Origin of the sequence: Catenibacterium sp. GCM10023432, from assembly GCF_042651925.1 — a bacterium.
GTDB classification, from domain to species: Bacteria; Bacillota_I; Bacilli_A; order Erysipelotrichales; family Coprobacillaceae; genus Catenibacterium; species Catenibacterium mitsuoka.
Genome location: NZ_JBHSEB010000001.1, coordinates 97,632 through 113,949, shown reverse-complemented (window position 1 = coordinate 113,949; position 16,318 = coordinate 97,632). Strand labels below are relative to the sequence as shown.

General features: G+C 32.7%; 22 protein-coding genes. All 22 read right to left on the bottom strand.

Annotated features, from left to right (window positions below; translation table 11 throughout):
* Positions 1-41: 41 nt before the first annotated feature.
* On the bottom strand, positions 42-302 hold the full coding sequence (locus ACFOZZ_RS00610; protein WP_055235145.1) for a hypothetical protein: 261 nt from the start codon (positions 300-302) through the stop codon (positions 42-44).
* Complete coding sequence (locus tag ACFOZZ_RS00605; protein ID WP_279068124.1) at positions 302-1,501, bottom strand: phosphopentomutase; 1,200 nt, start codon at positions 1,499-1,501, stop codon at positions 302-304. The genes ACFOZZ_RS00610 and ACFOZZ_RS00605 overlap by 1 nt, the downstream gene beginning before the upstream one ends.
* Entirely contained in the window at positions 1,494-2,387 is an 894-nt protein-coding gene (gene xerA, locus ACFOZZ_RS00600; protein ID WP_376814494.1) for a site-specific tyrosine recombinase/integron integrase, read from the bottom strand. The genes ACFOZZ_RS00605 and xerA overlap by 8 nt, the downstream gene beginning before the upstream one ends.
* A 34-nt stretch (positions 2,388-2,421) precedes the next feature.
* A complete protein-coding gene (locus tag ACFOZZ_RS00595; protein WP_376814493.1) occupies positions 2,422-3,612 on the bottom strand; it encodes a DNA polymerase IV in 1,191 nt (396 codons plus the stop codon).
* A 38-nt stretch (positions 3,613-3,650) separates the two neighbouring features.
* Complete coding sequence (gene recN, locus ACFOZZ_RS00590) at positions 3,651-5,294, bottom strand: DNA repair protein RecN (protein ID WP_278779169.1); 1,644 nt, start codon at positions 5,292-5,294, stop codon at positions 3,651-3,653.
* Positions 5,295-5,300: 6 nt separating this feature from the next.
* Entirely contained in the window at positions 5,301-6,110 is an 810-nt protein-coding gene (locus ACFOZZ_RS00585; RefSeq protein ID WP_055234361.1) for a TlyA family RNA methyltransferase, read from the bottom strand.
* Positions 6,091-7,962: a 1-deoxy-D-xylulose-5-phosphate synthase gene (gene dxs / locus ACFOZZ_RS00580; RefSeq protein WP_376814492.1), complete on the bottom strand. Its 1,872-nt coding sequence runs from the start codon at positions 7,960-7,962 to the stop codon at positions 6,091-6,093. Before dxs ends, ACFOZZ_RS00585 begins: the two co-directional genes overlap by 20 nt.
* Positions 7,963-8,811: a polyprenyl synthetase family protein gene (locus tag ACFOZZ_RS00575; protein WP_376814491.1), complete on the bottom strand. Its 849-nt coding sequence runs from the start codon at positions 8,809-8,811 to the stop codon at positions 7,963-7,965.
* Complete coding sequence (gene xseB, locus ACFOZZ_RS00570) at positions 8,804-9,025, bottom strand: exodeoxyribonuclease VII small subunit (RefSeq protein ID WP_070101851.1); 222 nt, start codon at positions 9,023-9,025, stop codon at positions 8,804-8,806. Before xseB ends, ACFOZZ_RS00575 begins: the two co-directional genes overlap by 8 nt.
* Positions 9,026-9,034: 9 nt before the next feature.
* Complete coding sequence (xseA, locus tag ACFOZZ_RS00565) at positions 9,035-10,357, bottom strand: exodeoxyribonuclease VII large subunit (RefSeq protein ID WP_278860556.1); 1,323 nt, start codon at positions 10,355-10,357, stop codon at positions 9,035-9,037.
* Positions 10,357-10,761, bottom strand: coding sequence for a transcription antitermination factor NusB (gene nusB / locus ACFOZZ_RS00560; protein WP_055234356.1), 405 nt, complete (start codon positions 10,759-10,761; stop codon positions 10,357-10,359). The genes xseA and nusB overlap by 1 nt, the downstream gene beginning before the upstream one ends.
* Positions 10,762-10,871: 110 nt before the next feature.
* Entirely contained in the window at positions 10,872-11,216 is a 345-nt protein-coding gene (locus ACFOZZ_RS00555; protein ID WP_006506667.1) for an Asp23/Gls24 family envelope stress response protein, read from the bottom strand.
* A gap of 104 nt (positions 11,217-11,320) precedes the next feature.
* Positions 11,321-11,428 (bottom strand): helix-turn-helix domain-containing protein, encoded by a 108-nt coding sequence (locus tag ACFOZZ_RS00550; RefSeq protein WP_376814506.1) that lies wholly within the window; start codon positions 11,426-11,428, stop codon positions 11,321-11,323.
* Positions 11,412-11,852, bottom strand: a complete 441-nt coding sequence (gene tnpA / locus ACFOZZ_RS00545) for an IS200/IS605 family transposase (protein WP_279147471.1) — start codon at positions 11,850-11,852, stop codon at positions 11,412-11,414. Before tnpA ends, ACFOZZ_RS00550 begins: the two co-directional genes overlap by 17 nt.
* A gap of 157 nt (positions 11,853-12,009) precedes the next feature.
* Positions 12,010-12,567: an elongation factor P gene (efp, locus tag ACFOZZ_RS00540; protein ID WP_055289439.1), complete on the bottom strand. Its 558-nt coding sequence runs from the start codon at positions 12,565-12,567 to the stop codon at positions 12,010-12,012.
* 71 nt (positions 12,568-12,638) lie between these two features.
* Positions 12,639-13,007, bottom strand: coding sequence for a hypothetical protein (locus ACFOZZ_RS00535; RefSeq protein ID WP_055289437.1), 369 nt, complete (start codon positions 13,005-13,007; stop codon positions 12,639-12,641).
* Positions 12,994-13,326, bottom strand: coding sequence for a ComGF family competence protein (locus ACFOZZ_RS00530; RefSeq protein WP_278779160.1), 333 nt, complete (start codon positions 13,324-13,326; stop codon positions 12,994-12,996). The genes ACFOZZ_RS00535 and ACFOZZ_RS00530 overlap by 14 nt, the downstream gene beginning before the upstream one ends.
* 59 nt (positions 13,327-13,385) lie before the next feature.
* A complete protein-coding gene (locus tag ACFOZZ_RS00525) occupies positions 13,386-13,601 on the bottom strand; it encodes a hypothetical protein (protein WP_147556411.1) in 216 nt (71 codons plus the stop codon).
* Positions 13,591-13,983: a competence type IV pilus minor pilin ComGD gene (gene comGD / locus ACFOZZ_RS00520; RefSeq protein ID WP_055234353.1), complete on the bottom strand. Its 393-nt coding sequence runs from the start codon at positions 13,981-13,983 to the stop codon at positions 13,591-13,593. The genes ACFOZZ_RS00525 and comGD overlap by 11 nt, the downstream gene beginning before the upstream one ends.
* On the bottom strand, positions 13,976-14,281 hold the full coding sequence (gene comGC / locus ACFOZZ_RS00515) for a competence type IV pilus major pilin ComGC (protein WP_055234352.1): 306 nt from the start codon (positions 14,279-14,281) through the stop codon (positions 13,976-13,978). The genes comGD and comGC overlap by 8 nt, the downstream gene beginning before the upstream one ends.
* A gap of 8 nt (positions 14,282-14,289) precedes the next feature.
* The gene (locus ACFOZZ_RS00510) at positions 14,290-15,288 is read right to left on the bottom strand and encodes a type II secretion system F family protein (RefSeq protein ID WP_376814490.1); all 999 of its coding nucleotides are present in this window, start codon (positions 15,286-15,288) and stop codon (positions 14,290-14,292) included.
* Positions 15,278-16,267 (bottom strand): ATPase, T2SS/T4P/T4SS family, encoded by a 990-nt coding sequence (locus ACFOZZ_RS00505; protein ID WP_055289433.1) that lies wholly within the window; start codon positions 16,265-16,267, stop codon positions 15,278-15,280. Before ACFOZZ_RS00505 ends, ACFOZZ_RS00510 begins: the two co-directional genes overlap by 11 nt.
* Between the last annotated feature and the right edge of the window lie 51 nt (positions 16,268-16,318).

Below are 16,318 nucleotides of genomic sequence, written 5' to 3'. Positions count from 1 at the left end.
TTCCCTCCTCTATTAAAAAAAGAAGCAATAAAGCTTCTTTTCTATATGAGCAGTTTACCTATAAATAGTGCTTCTAATAATATGTTTATAATTATCAGATAAATAAATACTACCCTCTTATATTTTTTATAATTTTTGAATAATGATACAGCTGCACAAATGACTAGCAAAGATGCCATTACTAAATATATAGTTTCAATAATTATATTACCTTTTGCTAGTGTCATACCAAATACATAAAGTATGACAGCCATCAGGCTTGCTGCAAGAGATACAATGATTACTTTCTTCTGGTTTTCCATTAAGCATCCCTTTCAAGTTCTTTTAGTAGAGATTTCCCAATACCAGGATTTTCTACATTAAAGTTATCAGCAATAGTAGCACCAATCACAGCATAGCTTTCTAACAATCCAAGATTTTTTGGTTCATGAAGTGATTTGCTGTAAATAAGTAGTGGAACATGTTCTCTTGTATGATCAGTTCCTTTCCATGTAGGATCATTACCATGATCTGCTGTAATCATGATTAAATCATCATCATTGACCACAGCCATTAAATCAGATAATTGCGCATCGAATTCTTCAATAGCATCTCCATAGCCAATCGCATTTCTACGATGTCCATAAACTGCATCAAAGTCTACAAGATTCACAAAGATAAGTCCATGATGTTCTTTTTCTGCAAGTTCAATTGTTTTTTCCATACCATCTTTATTAGATACTGTATGAATGCCTTCAGTAATACCTTCATTTACGAAGATATCAGGAATCTTACCAACACCTACAACATCAAGTCCTGCATCCTTTAAACTATTAAGTACTGTTTTTCCAAATGGCTTTAATGCATAGTCATGTCTATTAGGTGTACGTTTAAATTCACCTTTTTTACGTCCAATAAAAGGTCTTGCTATAACACGTCCAACTTTCCATCTTTCATCCATGAGTAGTTCTCTTGCAATATGACATGCATCGTATAATTCTTCCAATGGAATAATATCTTCATTGGCTGCAATCTGGAATACAGAATCGGCTGATGTATAAACAATCCAGTCTCCTGTTTCTAACTGCTTTTCTCCAAGATCATCTAAAATTTTAGTACCACTTTCAGCATAGTTTCCTAAGCATTTTCTGCCTGTCTTTTCTTCAAAAATTTTGATAAACTCTTCTGGGAAGCCAGTATCTGTAAATGTTTTAAAAGGCTGAGTGACTTTAAGACCCATCATTTCCCAATGTCCTGTCATAGTATCCTTACCGTTAGATACTTCCTTTAGCGTAGCAGTTGTACCTAGAGGATGAGAAATTGGATGAATACCTTTAAAATCACCTAAGTTACCTAAACCTAATCCTTCCATATTAATAATATTCAGACCGTTTTTTGCTTCACAAATATGACCAATTGTATTAGCGCCTTCATCACCGAATAAAGCAGCATCTTCAGCATTTCCAATACCCATTGAATCACATACAATCACAAATATTCTTTTGTATAATTCCTTACTCATCTTTTTTCCTCCTTACATTGCCTGGATGATATTTATTATAGTCATCCAGTATCTGCTTATGTTTAACATGTGTATATATTGTTGTTGTAGAAATATCCTGATGTCCAAGCATTACCTGGATAGATCTTAAATCACAATGGTTTTCCAACAAAGTAGTCGCAAATGTATGTCTCAACATATGTGGTGTAAAATGATTTCTCACCCCTGCTTCTATTACAAGTTTTTGGAGAATGTTATAAAAGTTTTCTCTTGTCATACGACGACCATCATTCATCATAAAAAGCCACTGATTATTCTTTTTATTAAAGAAATAACGGTCATTTTGCATATAGCTATAAACATAAGAACATGTTTCCTCATCTAATGGAATTAATCGTTCTTTGTTTCCTTTTCCTACGACACTAACATTAGAAACAGAGTGATTGATATCATTAATTTCCAGATGAACAAGTTCGCTAATTCTCATACCTGTATTAATAAGAAGAAGCATCATTGCCTTATTTCTTTTGCCTGCTGGATTACTATCATCGATACTCTTAATAACTTTGATGATTTCTTCTAGACTTAATACCTTAGGAAGTTTTTTATCTGTTTTTGGCAGATCATATTGCGTCATGATATCCTGCATACCTCTCGTCCTAGATAAAAATTCATTGTACTGCCTTAAAGAAGCGATTTTTCTTCTTATAGAAGTAACCTTATATCCATCATCCTTTAATTCACAGAAATAAGCGTCTATATGAGACAAATCAAACTTTTTTTTATCATAATCAATATATTCATAAAAAGCCCTTATATCCCTTATATAACCCTGTACAGTATTCTCACTCAAGCCTCTCTCAAATAATAAATAGCTTTTAAAATCTTTTAAATCATATTCTTGCACGTGCTACACCTCTCATTTATTATAACAATTTTTCTTAACTGTTTCCATCATGACGCTTACTATCTGGACGATAGTCTTTGGCCTTAATTAGATGTGCACTTGTCATTTTATTAATATTTTCAATAAGACTATCTATAGGATCTGTCTTATTATTCTTTGTATCAAATATATTCATCTGCTGAATAATAGAATCTTTTCTTTTCACATTATTCAATGTTACACCGATGAGTCTTAATGGTTCATGAGTGTAATGCTTAGTAAAAAGCATCATGACATAACTATATATCTTTTCATAATCATTAATATAATCCTGTACCAGCATTTGTCTTGTCACACTGTGAAAACGCGTGTATTTTAATGTGATTACAATGCAATTAGAATACATATCATGTTTTGAAGCACGCTCAGAAACCGTTAAACAAACTTTTTTAAATTCTTCTTTTAAACTGTCTTCGTCACTTATATCACTCTCAAAAGTTGTAGAGTGCCCAATTGATTTCATATCAGTATCTTCATAAATAACAGGCGAAAGATCCCTGCCATTCGCACGATTGTAATAAATTAGTGTATTCTTTCCTAAAAATTGTCTTATAGTCTGATAATTATCATAATTGGCAATATCTCCAATTGTCTTGATTCCTGCTTCTTCTAGTTTAGGTGCTGTCTTTTTTCCAATGCCATACATATCCCCTACTTTAACAGGCCAAAGAACTTCTTTAAGATTCTTTTGGGTGATAATAGTAATTCCTAAAGGTTTCTTCATATCAGAAGCCATTTTAGAAAGAAACTTATTAGGAGAAATGCCAATAGAGCAAGGAAGAGATAAGGCAGATAAAATCCTATCCTGAATTTCCTTAGCGACAACATAAGGCTGTGCATGCGTCACTATAAAATAATCACTCATATCTACATAACATTCATCAATACTCGCTATCTCGACTTTTTTACTGTAAGTATACACAATATCGAAAAATTTCTGGGATAGTTCATGATAAAGATTAAAATGCGGTTCTACCACAATTAAATCAGAACATTTCTCTTTAGCCATAAATAAAGGCATAGCAGAACTAATACCAAATTGTCTTGCTTCATAAGAAGCAGTAGATACAACACTTCTTTTAGAGTTATGACATATGACAATGGGCTTTCCTCTTAATTCTGGATGCTGTGAAATTTCACAATTGGCATAAAAAGCATTCATATCAATATGAAATATAATACGCATACTCATCCTCCTGAAAAAAGAGCATATAAGTTATATGCTCATCCTTGTAATAGCCTTTTAGCATTTTCAATCGCTTCTGGAGTAATCACATCTCCTGAAAGCATCTTTGCAATTTCTTCTATTCTTTCATCTTCATTTAATACTGCAAGTGATGAATAAGTCTCTTCATCCTGTGTTAGTTTCTTGATTGCATAATGATGATCAGCATGAATAGCCACCTGTGGTAAATGAGTGATACATAATACCTGATTGTTTAAGGCTATAGAATGCATTTTCTGACCAATTGCATCCGCAACTTTACCGCTTACTCCAGTATCAATTTCATCAAATACAAGAGTATTGATATCTGTCTTAGACATTGTAATTGTCTTAATCGCAAGCATTAAACGAGATATTTCACCACCACTTGCAGTTTCATTTAATGGCGTAAATGCCTGTCCTTTATTCATAGAAACCACAAATGTAATATCGTCTTTTCCCATATCATTAAGGTTGCATTCTTGAATGTCCACCTTTAACTTTGCATTTGGTAAATACAAATCCTGTAATTCTTTTTCTAATGCATCAACAAATATAATTCCCTGTTCATTTCTTAATGCAGTCAGCTTTTCCGCAATCATATAAGCGTCCTGATAAGCATGCTCTTTCTGATCATTCAAATCTGCAAGAACATCTTCACGATTAAGTGAGGCATCTAGCTTTTCTTTTAAATCTGCCTGAGCCTGATAGATATCATCACATGAATAGCCATATTTTCTTTGTAGACGATGAATTGTGAATAATTCTTCCTGTAATTCATTAAAGCGATATTCATCAAAATCAATTGAATCATATGCTGTTTCAATACGATCTACAATATCCTGCATACTATAATACTCATTATAGAATTCATCATACAATGAAGAAAATGTTTCATTATCACTCATATGACCAAGAGCACTTAATGCATCATTAATTCGACTTAATGCACCCTGACGCTCTGACATAGCTTCATTAAAAGCAGTCATATAGCCATGCATAGATTCATAATTCTTCATCATCCTGAGTTCATCTTCAAGACTATCAATGATTTCATCTGTGTACTCAAAATCTTTTAGTTCATCATATTGCTTCTGATAATATTCTATTCTTTCATCACTTAAATCTTCCTGTTCAAGTTTCTTGATTTTCTGTGATATTTTCTTATATTCAAAGTAATGCTTTTGATATTCAGCCAAAAGTGCACCATCCTGATGATTCATAAATGACTGCAATATCTTTAAATGATTTTTTACATTAAAAATTTCCTGCGTCTGGTATTGAGAATGAATATCTAATAAGCAGGGCGCAATCTGCTTTAAAGCACTGTTGGTAACAGTACGATAATTGATTTTAATTGTTGAACGTCCATTATCCATTATTTCTTTTGTAACAATTAAATCATCATCACTTTCTATATTGAGTTTATCCAAGATGAGACCAATATGATCATTCATATCAAACACACCTTCAATAACTGCTTTCTTAGCACCTTTCCTTACAAGTGAAGAAGATGCTCTTGCGCCACATAGCTGTTCAAGTGCATTGATAATAATAGATTTACCTGCACCTGTTTCCCCAGTCAAGGCTGTCATGCCTTCTTCAAAGTCTACTTGTGTTTGATCAATAATGACAAAAGAAGAGATAAAAAGACTTTTCAACATTTAAAATCACCTGCTTTCATTAAAGTGTTTATGTGCTTCTGTGACAACATCATCAATACAATAATCGCTATTTTCTTGATGATCGTTCACAAAATAGCCAAGGAATTCAATATTACCTTCCCCTCCAGTTATTGGAGAGAATGTCAAACCTTTTAAAGAAAAACCATTATCATTTGCATAGCCGATAACTTCTTTAATGACTCTTTTATGGACCTTGGGATCCTTTACAATACCATGTTTTCCAACATCATCTTTTCCTGCTTCAAACTGAGGCTTGATTAAAGAAACAATCACACCATCTGGTGCAATCACGTTTTTTAATGCATTGAACATATGTCTTAAAGAAATAAAAGAAACATCAATAGAGGCAAATGTAGGCATACCATATTTGAAATCTTCTAACTGTGCATAACGGAAATTATACTGCTCCATTACTTCTACACGTTCATCATTACGAAGTTTCCATACTAACTGATTCGTTCCTACATCAACTGCATAAACCTTTTGAGCACCATGCTGTAAAGCACAATCTGTAAAACCGCCCGTAGAAGATCCAATATCAATCATAATGACATCTGTAAGATCTAAATGATAAAGATCAATGGCTTTTTCAAGCTTTAAACCACCACGAGATACATATCTTAACTTTTCACCCTTAACAAAAAGTTTTGTATCAACCGGAATCTTTGTTCCTGGTTTATCAATATAATCATTTTCATCTCTTACAATGCCTGCCATAATAGCTCTTTGTGCCTGATTTCTAGACTCAAATAAGCCCTTCTGGACACATAAAATATCAATTCTTTCTTTTTTCATGTTCTATTTCCTCAATTTTATTTTTCAAATCATTCAACGAAATATGTTCCTTTTTATATAAGGACTCGTTATCTCCAAAAGTGACATAATGATCATCAATACCAATAAATGACATATCAACATTAATATGATTTTTTTCATAATATAAACTCATAATACTGCCTAAAGAACCATTCATAAGATCAGTTTCATAAACAATAATTGGTTTATCACTCATTCTTTCCAACATATCTTTATCTATTGGTTTGATGAATCTTGCATTAATAATATTAATAGGAAGATGATCAGTCTCAGTCATCTTTAAAACAGCTAGTACATTATCACCATAAGTAACAACATTTATAGCCGCATCTTCCATTTCTTTAATAAGTTCCCATTGACCTACTTTTATAGTCTCATCAGTATGTTGATGTGTATCGATAACTTTGTTTTTTGAATAACGCATCACATATGGATGGTCTTTATTTTGATATGCAGTATTAATCATTTTTTGTGCTTCTTCTTCATCTTTAGGTGCCATAATAATAACACCTGGAATAGGTGCAATAAGACCAATATCAAAAACACCATGATGTGTTGCACCATCTCCACCTACTAAGCCTGCGCGATCAATACCAATAAGGCATGGAAGATTCATTCTAGCAATATCATGATTAAGCTGATCATATGCACGCTGAAAAAAAGAAGAATAAACACTTAAGAATGGGAATTCTTTTCCCTGAGAAAGACCTGCTGCAAGAGTCATCGCATGTTCTTCTGCAATACCAACATCGAACGAACGATCTGGATAATTTTTAAAGATTCTCTGTAAACAGCTGCCTGTAATCATAGCTGGAGTAATTACACATATATCATCATGCTTATTCATCAAGTATTCTACATGATCACTCACCGATTGACTCCATGAATGTTTTTCTTGATCTAAGACAGGATGAATACCTTTAACTATATCAAAAGCTCCAACACTGTGATAAATACCTGAGCGATCCTTTTCTGCAGGCTCATAGCCTTTTCCTTTCTTTGTTAGAACATGAAGGACAACACTATGATCTAAGTTCTTTACTGTTTCCAAAGCACGTATCAACTCTTCTATATTATGCCCATCAACAGGACCTATATAATCTAAATCAAACTGAGAAAATGGTGTATCCTGTAAGATTTTTCTTTTTACTTTATCTTTTACTCGCTTTGTCACATCAAATATTTTCTGCCCAAAAGCAGATTGTGAAAGTATTTCAGTATAATTACTTTTTGCCTGATTATACTTATATGACATTCTTACATCTGATAAGAAGTTTGACAACCCCCCTACATTGCGAGAAATAGACATATTGTTATCATTCAATATAACAATGACCTTAGTATCAATTCCACCAAGAAAATTCAAGGCTTCTAGAGATTCACCACTCATTAATGCAGCATCTCCAATAATACTAATTACTTCAAAGTTTTCTTTTTTAAGATCACGCGCAATAGCTAAACCTGTCGCACCAGATATAGTAGTAGAAGAATGTCCTGCTTCCCAAGGATCATGAATACTTTCATGACGATTCTGGAAGCCACACATTCCACCATATTTCTTTAGTTTATTAAACATAGATGCACGACCAGTCAAGATTTTATGAACATAAGCCTGATGTCCCACATCAAAAAGGAATTTATCCTTTGGCGAATCAAATACATAATGAAGGGCAACAGTAAGTTCTACTATACCTAAATTACTGGAAAAGTGGCCTCCTGTTTTAGAAATATTTTCGATTAGAAAATCCCTTATATCCTGTGATAACTGATTTAGTTCGTCAATATTCAATTGTTTCAAGAATCGAGGATTCTCAATCTTCTTAATTTCCATTTAATTCACTCTTTTCATAATAATCTGGAATAATTCAATCATCAATCCATGATTAAGTTGTAAATCATAAACATCAGCCAAACATTCTTCAAATAATTCTTCTACACGTTTTTGAGATGTTTCTAAACCAATCAATGATACATATGTAGACTTATGATTTTCAATATCACTGCCCACTTTCTTACCTAATGTTTCAGTTGTACTTGTCACATCTAAAATATCATCCTGAATCTGAAATGCAAGACCTAGCTTAAAGCCGATGTTTTCTAACTTATCAGCATCTTCTTTTTTCGCAATTAATCCTGCAATCTTCATAGGAACTGAAATAAGTGCACCTGTCTTATCGTGATGGATAGCCTGTAATTCATCAAGTGTTACTGTATGTGTTTCAAAATACATATCCTGCTGCTGACCGTAAATCATACCACCTAGTCCAGAAGCATTATATAAAGTACGTAATACTTCCACTTTAAGTGCATCATCAAGATTCATTCTAATGATCACATTCATTGATTCATTTAATAAGGCATCACCTGCTAAAATCGCAGTTGCTTCATCAAATTGTTTGTGACATGTTGGTTTCCCACGTCTTAAATCATCGTTGTCCATTCCAGGAAGATCATCATGAATTAAAGAATATGTATGAATCATTTCAATAGCACATGCAATATCAAGATATTCATGATAATCGACACTATATGCACGTAATGTCTGAATAAATAAAAGAGGTCTTAATCTTTTACCACCTGCCATCACAGAATATATCATGGCTTCCTTTACTAATCCTGGACGATATGAAGATAAGATTTCTTTTAATCTCTCATTTACTTCTTCAATAATTTTATTCATCATCATCACCTAGATAATCTTTTAATTGATTTTCCTCAAATATTTTAGTTACTTCCTGATCAATATCTTTTAACTTCTGATCACAAAAAGCAGCAAGTGACACACCTTCCTTGTAAAGGTCAAGGCTTTCATCTAAAGATGCTTCATTGTTTTCTAATAAATCAATAATCTCATCAAGACGTGTCATTGCTTCTTCATATGTCTTTTCTGCCATCAATATCACCTACTTCACTATTGCTTCTTTTTCACCATCCACATAAACAAGTGTGACTGTATCATTATGTGATAATTCTTTTACACTTTTAATGACATGATCATCTTTTTTAGAGATAATATAACCTCTCTGCATTGTTTTTAGAGGACTAAGTAAATCAAGTTTTTCAACTGAATAAATAAAAGAAGTCTTTTTATTTTTTAAATAATTTATAAACTGAGATTCCAGTAACTCTTGGTTATTACTAATACTTTTTCTCTCAATCAATTGTTTCTGTTTCATCAACGTATTGAGTTGAATTAGTTTTTTGTGCATTTCGTAACGAGATTGCTGTTTAATTCTAATTTTAAAGTTGTTTAGTTTTAATTGAATATTATCTAATTTCATGAATTTCGTTTCGAATATTCTAGAAGGATCAGTAAAAACATAAGATTGCTGATACTTTTCTAATTTCTGTCTTTCCAGATAAATAGTTTTTCTCATCACATTTGATAATCTAACTATTTTATTCTCGAGATGATTCAACAGATCTTTTTGTGAAGGAACTGCAGCCACTGCCGCAGCTGTAGGAGTAGGTGCACGTAAATCACTGACATAATCTACCAGCGTATAATCTGTTTCATGTCCTACACCAGTAATAATAGGTGTCTTCAAATCATAAATACAACGTGCCAAAGCCTCTTCATTAAAGTTCCATAAATCTTCAATAGAACCGCCACCTCTTACAAGAAGAATTGTAGAGTAGCCCATCTCATCCACTTTTTTTAATGTATCAACAATCACCTGATAAGCATCTCTTCCTTGAACAGGAACTGGATAAATATCTCTTGCCACTAAAGGATAACGCTGATGAAGTGTGCGTAACACATCCTGCAAAGCTGCTCCTTGTTTGGCTGAAAGAATAGCCAGACGTTCAGGCATAGATGGAATTTCTTTCTTATGTATAGCATTAAAGAGGCCTTCTCTTTCCAAGGCCTGCTTTAACTCATTAAAACGAAGATAGAGATTTCCTAAGCCATCTTCCTGCATACTTCTGACATAAAGCTGATATCTTCCTGCTCTTTCAAATACAGAAACCTGCGCTGTAATAAATACCTTCATTCCATCTTTTAATCTAAACTTTAAATAACGTGCCTGCGATGCAAACATAATTGCACTAATTGATGATTCCGTTTGATCATCCTTTAGAGTAAAGTACATATGACCTGAAGGATGTGGACGATAATTAGATATCTCGCCACGAATATATACATTCTGAAGCTGCATGTCATTATCTAGTTTTGCTTTAATATAGCGATTTAAAGCATGTACGCTTACGTATTGTCTTTCCATTATTCAATTGCAGTTAAAACACCATTAATGAATTTATAAGAATCTTCATCACAATACTGTTTTGCATTGATAACAGCTTCATTAATAACAATGCTCTTATCTAATTCTGATTCTAGTAACTCACATGTTGCCACAAGAAGAATAGCCTGTTCCATCTTATTTAAACGTTCAAAAGACCATCCTTTTTTTAATTTAGTATTTAATAAAGCTTCATAAGAACCTTTGTTTTCCATAACTGTATCAATCAACCAGTAACAGAACTGTTCTGCTGATCTACCTTCAATTAATGCTTCATCAGCATGAACATATTCTTTAAGTTCTTCTTTAGATGCATCAACTGTTAACCATTGGTATACTGCAATTACTGCTTTTTCTCTAGCGATTTGTCTAATTGTTTTTTCCATTATTAAAGGACCTCCATAATACTCACTTATTTTAACATATCGACTCTTTTTATAAAAGATTTTGCATCTCTTTGCCTGTTCAAAAAAATAAAAGCAAGTCAGACTTGCTTTTAGAAATCAATAGCTTCTACTACAACATCAACACTCTTAACTGTTACAGCAGCCATTTCTTTAATTCCAGAAGCAATCTTCTTCTGTAATTCTTTTGTCTTAGCTGTAATATTTGTACCATATTTAATACGAACATGAACTGTGATATAAACTTCATTATCTTTAATAGTGCAGTTTACAAGATTCTTTGTACCTGTAACAGAAAAACCTTTTGAAGTATCAAGCTTAATATCCTTATCTTCAGCAGCAACCTGCTTAGTAATAATATCAAAAACCTGAACACTCATCATAATATCACCATTAATTGGGCTTCCCTTATATGTATAATATTCATTACGTGCCATAAAATTACCTCTTCTTTCTTTACCTTATATTCTATAAGAAAACAGGGACAATTACAAGTGTTGATATAATAACACCATGTGAACTTCCCCGACTTTCACTTTGCTTAGAAGTCTAAGCTTCCTGCTTCAACCACCGCTGCCTGGCAGGTAACCTTACGGCAGCAGCTGAAGGTCTTCGCAAACATAATTTTCTGATCAGCGTTTGGATACAGTCTGTACCTTATTGCTTTGTTTGCTATCCTTACCTCCCTGGGATTGTATGTACTGCTGGATGATTTCTACCGCTATACCACCTGTAGTCAATAGACAGAAGCTGGGTGACCAGAACATCTCCTTCCAGAGGGATTTGCGTATCTCTGGAAACTCCTTCTTGATGAGCCTGCTGCTTGCAGATTTATAAGCGTTGATGAACTTGCTTATCTCTGAATTAGGCTGTCCTCGAAAAAGAATATGAACATGGTCGGCATCGTGATTCCATTCATCCAATGAGATATTATATTTGACAGATAGATTCTCAAACATCTCCCTGAGACGATTTGAGATCACATCATCTATCACCTTATTACGATGTTTAGTGCACATTATAAGCTGATAATTCAGCAAGAACACTGAATGATTATTATTATCTAATTTCATAGTATTTATGCCCTTTTTTTGATTTATATCTGATTACATATATATTATACTGTTACCAGATAATAAAGGCAAAACAAACGCCGTGTTTACCGCAATTCATCCCGCCTCCTATAAGATAGGGGACTTCTTGCTCACGGCGTGTTAAAAAAGGAAGAGATTAAGCTCTTCCTGAATATTTTCCTTCAACTGTATTAACAACAACAACTTCGCCTTCTTCAATAAATAGAGGCACTTTAATCTGATAACCTGTTTCAATAGTAGCAAACTTAGTTGCACCTGTTGCAGTATCACCTTTAACTGCTGCTTCAGTTTCAATAACCTTAAATGGTACATTGACTGGTAAAGCAACACCAAGGATTTCACCTTCATAGCTTGTTACTTCTACATTATCAGAAGGTTTCATGAAATTGATTTCCCATTCCAAACGATCTGCAGGAATTTCAACCTGGTCATATGTTTCATTATCCATAAATACTAACATACCACCATTGTCATATAAATACTGCATCTTGTTCTTTTCTACCTGAGCCTTCTTTACCTTTGCGTTACTACCAAATGTCATTTCGGTAGTAGTTCCTGTTCTCATGTTCTTCATTTTAACACGAATGTTAGCTGCAGCACGTGCTGTCTTGTTGTGGCTATAATCTAAACAAACATATAGATTGCCATCATATTCAAATGTTACTCCTGGTCTTAAATCAGTTGCATTAATCATAACTTTACTTCATCCTTTCTAATCGGACATCATTATAGCAAAATTCCTCTATAAAGTAAAGTATCCTTGCATTAATGCCCATATGTACACGCATGCATATCTAAACTATCCATATTTATTTTTGCCTGCATTGTATAATGATATGACTTCGTTGTGATCTCACAATCAATAATATAGTCAGTTCCATCATCATCTACATTATAGCTAATTACACTATCTTCCATTTCAAAAGTATCCCCTAATAAAATATCCTGGTCAATAGTAGAACGCCAATAACGCCTTAACAATATTTCTATACGCCTCTGCTGATTCATCATTTTTTGATAACGTGTTAATTCATATTGTCTTGTCATCAGCGCGCAATAGCTAAAGAGACTAGTAAATAATATGAGAAAAATGACTAATACTACCTGTAATACACTTCCTCTATTCTTCGACATAAGTTTCCTGCTTTCTATACAAATCACAAATCATATATGTATATTTCTGGTTTTTTCTTGTAACTGTCATATACATATAGTCATCCTTCTCAAAGAATAGTACATCATCTATATCGGTAATAAGGATTTCATAGCCAGGTGTTTTCACCAGTCTTCTTTTTTCAAAAATGATTGTATTTTCTTCACCTTTATCATCATAATAGCCAATATCTTCACTATATGTCTTGATTTTAGATACAAGAAGATAATCTGCAAGTTGTTTCGCACCTACTGCAATATCCTGATTGTTATTGACTACAGGCACTCTTAACAAGCGCACAAGAGAAGGGACATTCATCACAATCAGCAGACAAATAGATAAAGAAAACAGTATTTCAATTAACGTAAAGCCCTTTTGAGTTTTGATTGGATATCATCTCCTTCTTCTGCAATCTTAAGTTCTTGTTGATTACAATAATCCTGATTATGTTTAAATTGCAGCTGTGCTTTATTTAAAACAGCCCAAGATCCAACAAAATAAACAACAATCATCAAATAAATAGATAAGGCAAACAGTGATTCAATAAGTGTATTTCCCTTTTGGTTAAGCAACATGATAAGCTCCACTTCCTAACTGAAAAATAAATTTCTTAATATGATGTGGTGTTTTTAATACAAGAGTTTTTGCAATCTTAATATGACCATGATCATTAAAAGTAAATGTATGATTCGTAAGAAAAGTATACCCTTGCTCTAAATTCAATGTCTTATTTTCCTTACCAACCAAGTCTACTCTATGATTAGATACAGACACCTTTACTGTATCTTTTTCCACTATAGCCATTGCCCTTGCTTCATCAAACATAGCTTTAATAAGTGCTATTTCTTCCTCTTCTTTAATCGTACGTGTATGAGGTGTCATACATAACGAGGACAAAAAGATAGTAATAGATAAAACAAACAACATTTCAATCACTGTAAATCCCTTTCTATACATATGCCTGTCCATTTGATATATAAATTGATTTTCCATTAGGACATGTTGCTTGTTTTTTAGTGAGATAAGGATTTGAACCAGATGTTAATTGCGAAATGCTGGTAGGCAGTTCATCATGTTCAATCTGATACAAGATAATTTGTGAATTAACAACTTCTACCTGTGCTTCACATCCCTTTCCTTTCACAACATCGTTCTTACGTGTCACATTAGGAATAACGAGTAATAAGATGACTAGAATAACAGAAATACAAAATATCATCTCTATAAGAGTAAAGCCTGCTTTATTATTTTTCATAGAACCTCCTAAATATCTCCAATAACATTCATCATCGGGATAATAACTGCAATATATATTGTGATGACGAAAAATGCGACAAACCCATAAACAATTGGTACAAAAAACTTTGTAAACTTATTAACAGCATATGTAATCTGTTCCTGAGAAATATCTAAATACCCTCTCATTGATCCTATTTCATCAGGATTCTTTAGAAACATCTTATACATAGAGACAAAGAGATGATCAAAATAAGGAAAACCATCTATAATATTTTCTAGCTGCTCACCTTCTTTTAAACGAATATAGATTTCATAAAGTACAATCTTAATATCACTTTGACTCATACTCTCATTCAACATTGTAATAATAGTATTAGAATCAATATGATCTTCTAGCAACTCGTTGAAATAGAGACAGAACTTAAATGTGAAATATTTCTGAATATACTTCTTTAAGAGAGGTACTTTCAGATAACGTTCAATTATCCAGAACTTCTTTTTCTTTAAAGAGATAAGAAAATAAACACAGGATGTAATTAATGCAGATAATAAACCAATAATCAAAATAGGAATTAGGCGAATAATAAAGAATAAGATAGTGAAGCTTAAAGATGGATTCATCCCAAATGAACTGAACAAAGTAGTAACTTTAGGAAAGAGAATAAAAGTTGCAAACAAAGAGAAAAAGAGTAAAAATACAATCAAAATAAGAGGATATGTCATCTGGGCAACTAATTTCTTTTTCATTGAATATATTTCATTATATATTTTTAAGCTATTCTTAATCGCATTTGAAATGGTGGAACGCATAGAAAAGAAAGTAAAAAACTCAATAAATAAAGGTGGAAGATGAGGATCTAGTAATGCATCAGTTAAATTCTCTCCATCATATATTTTCTGCAATATTGTATCAATGCTTGGATGATCATTAATATCTTTACAAATAAGTAATGTTTCTTCTATCCCATAACCTTGTTCGAGAAGATTATATAAGTTTTCAAGAAATAAAAGATCATTGTCCATTCAACTCATCCTTAAACAAATACTGGTCACAGTGCTTTTCTTTAATAAGCATTAAGGCATTGTCTTTGAATGATGGATAACTAACTGTATGATCTACAAAATATTGTTTGATCTGCGTCTTATTCATTATTTCAGGAAGTATGATGACTCTTCTATTCCTTCTATCATATTTAATACGTTGTGTAACTACACCAATCAATACGTCCTCTAAATCCGTTTCATTAATCCCTAAATTCAACATTCTCTTTATTACCAGCAATGAGTTACTAGCATGAATGGTAGATAATACCAGATGCCCTGTTAAAGCACATGTAATCGCAAGTTTTGCAGTCTTTTCGTCTCTAATTTCACCTATCATGATTACATCTGGATCATGTCTTAAAATCTGTTTCAATGAATTATAATAATCAATACCTAAACTTTCATTCATTTCTATCTGCAGACAATGTTCCTTGACTATCTCTATTGGATCCTCTAATGTAACAACATTTCTTCCTCCCATTTCAATAATCTTATCAAGTATGGCATATAAAGTGGTTGATTTACCTGAACCTGTAGCACCTGCTACCAAAAAGAGTCCTGCCTTTTGATAACAGATTTCATTAAGAAAGAAAGTAAAGTCATCAATCTCTGATATCTCATTAATAGTGATATTCTCATGATTATTTAATATTCTTATGACTATACTTTCAAAATCCATTCCAGGTAAATAAGAAACACGAAGGAAATAAATATGTTCATTGATGTAGTAGTGAAAAGCACCTGTCTGAGGAACCATCTTATAATTCACATTAATGAAAGACTTATATTTCAGATAATTCATGATCTTAGCACCTACTGAACTTTCATAATCCTGATAATGTTGTAACTCTCCAAACACTCTAAATTGAATACTCAAATAGTCCGTCAATTTGAAATGGATGTCTGTAGAATCTGCTTTAAGTGCTTTGAAAAAAATAGTTTCAAATAGTTCATCCATAAAATAACCTCCTACTATTACATACAAGATACAAAACCATTTTTCTCATAG

Bases quoted from the DNA above. Each gene is read 5' to 3' on its own strand.
- nusB (WP_055234356.1), bottom strand. From the start codon at position 10,761: ATGGAAAAAACAATTAGACAAATCGCTAGAGAAAAAGCAGTAATTGCA.
- ACFOZZ_RS00595 (WP_376814493.1), bottom strand. From the start codon at position 3,612: ATGCGTATTATATTTCATATTGATATGAATGCTTTTTATGCCAATTGT.
- ACFOZZ_RS00525 (WP_147556411.1), bottom strand. From the start codon at position 13,601: ATGTTGCTTAACCAAAAGGGAAATACACTTATTGAATCACTGTTTGCC.
- ACFOZZ_RS00575 (WP_376814491.1), bottom strand. From the start codon at position 8,811: ATGAATAAAATTATTGAAGAAGTAAATGAGAGATTAAAAGAAATCTTA.
- ACFOZZ_RS00610 (WP_055235145.1), bottom strand. From the start codon at position 302: ATGGAAAACCAGAAGAAAGTAATCATTGTATCTCTTGCAGCAAGCCTG.
- ACFOZZ_RS00605 (WP_279068124.1), bottom strand. From the start codon at position 1,501: ATGAGTAAGGAATTATACAAAAGAATATTTGTGATTGTATGTGATTCA.
- tnpA (WP_279147471.1), bottom strand. From the start codon at position 11,852: ATGAAATTAGATAATAATAATCATTCAGTGTTCTTGCTGAATTATCAG.
- dxs (WP_376814492.1), bottom strand. From the start codon at position 7,962: ATGGAAATTAAGAAGATTGAGAATCCTCGATTCTTGAAACAATTGAAT.
- xseA (WP_278860556.1), bottom strand. From the start codon at position 10,357: ATGGAAAGACAATACGTAAGCGTACATGCTTTAAATCGCTATATTAAA.
- ACFOZZ_RS00555 (WP_006506667.1), bottom strand. From the start codon at position 11,216: ATGGCACGTAATGAATATTATACATATAAGGGAAGCCCAATTAATGGT.
- ACFOZZ_RS00585 (WP_055234361.1), bottom strand. From the start codon at position 6,110: ATGAAAAAAGAAAGAATTGATATTTTATGTGTCCAGAAGGGCTTATTT.
- recN (WP_278779169.1), bottom strand. From the start codon at position 5,294: ATGTTGAAAAGTCTTTTTATCTCTTCTTTTGTCATTATTGATCAAACA.
- ACFOZZ_RS00535 (WP_055289437.1), bottom strand. From the start codon at position 13,007: ATGTCGAAGAATAGAGGAAGTGTATTACAGGTAGTATTAGTCATTTTT.
- xseB (WP_070101851.1), bottom strand. From the start codon at position 9,025: ATGGCAGAAAAGACATATGAAGAAGCAATGACACGTCTTGATGAGATT.
- comGD (WP_055234353.1), bottom strand. From the start codon at position 13,983: ATGTATAGAAAGGGATTTACAGTGATTGAAATGTTGTTTGTTTTATCT.
- comGC (WP_055234352.1), bottom strand. From the start codon at position 14,281: ATGAAAAATAATAAAGCAGGCTTTACTCTTATAGAGATGATATTTTGT.
- ACFOZZ_RS00510 (WP_376814490.1), bottom strand. From the start codon at position 15,288: ATGGACAATGATCTTTTATTTCTTGAAAACTTATATAATCTTCTCGAA.
- ACFOZZ_RS00505 (WP_055289433.1), bottom strand. From the start codon at position 16,267: ATGGATGAACTATTTGAAACTATTTTTTTCAAAGCACTTAAAGCAGAT.
- efp (WP_055289439.1), bottom strand. From the start codon at position 12,567: ATGATTAATGCAACTGATTTAAGACCAGGAGTAACATTTGAATATGAT.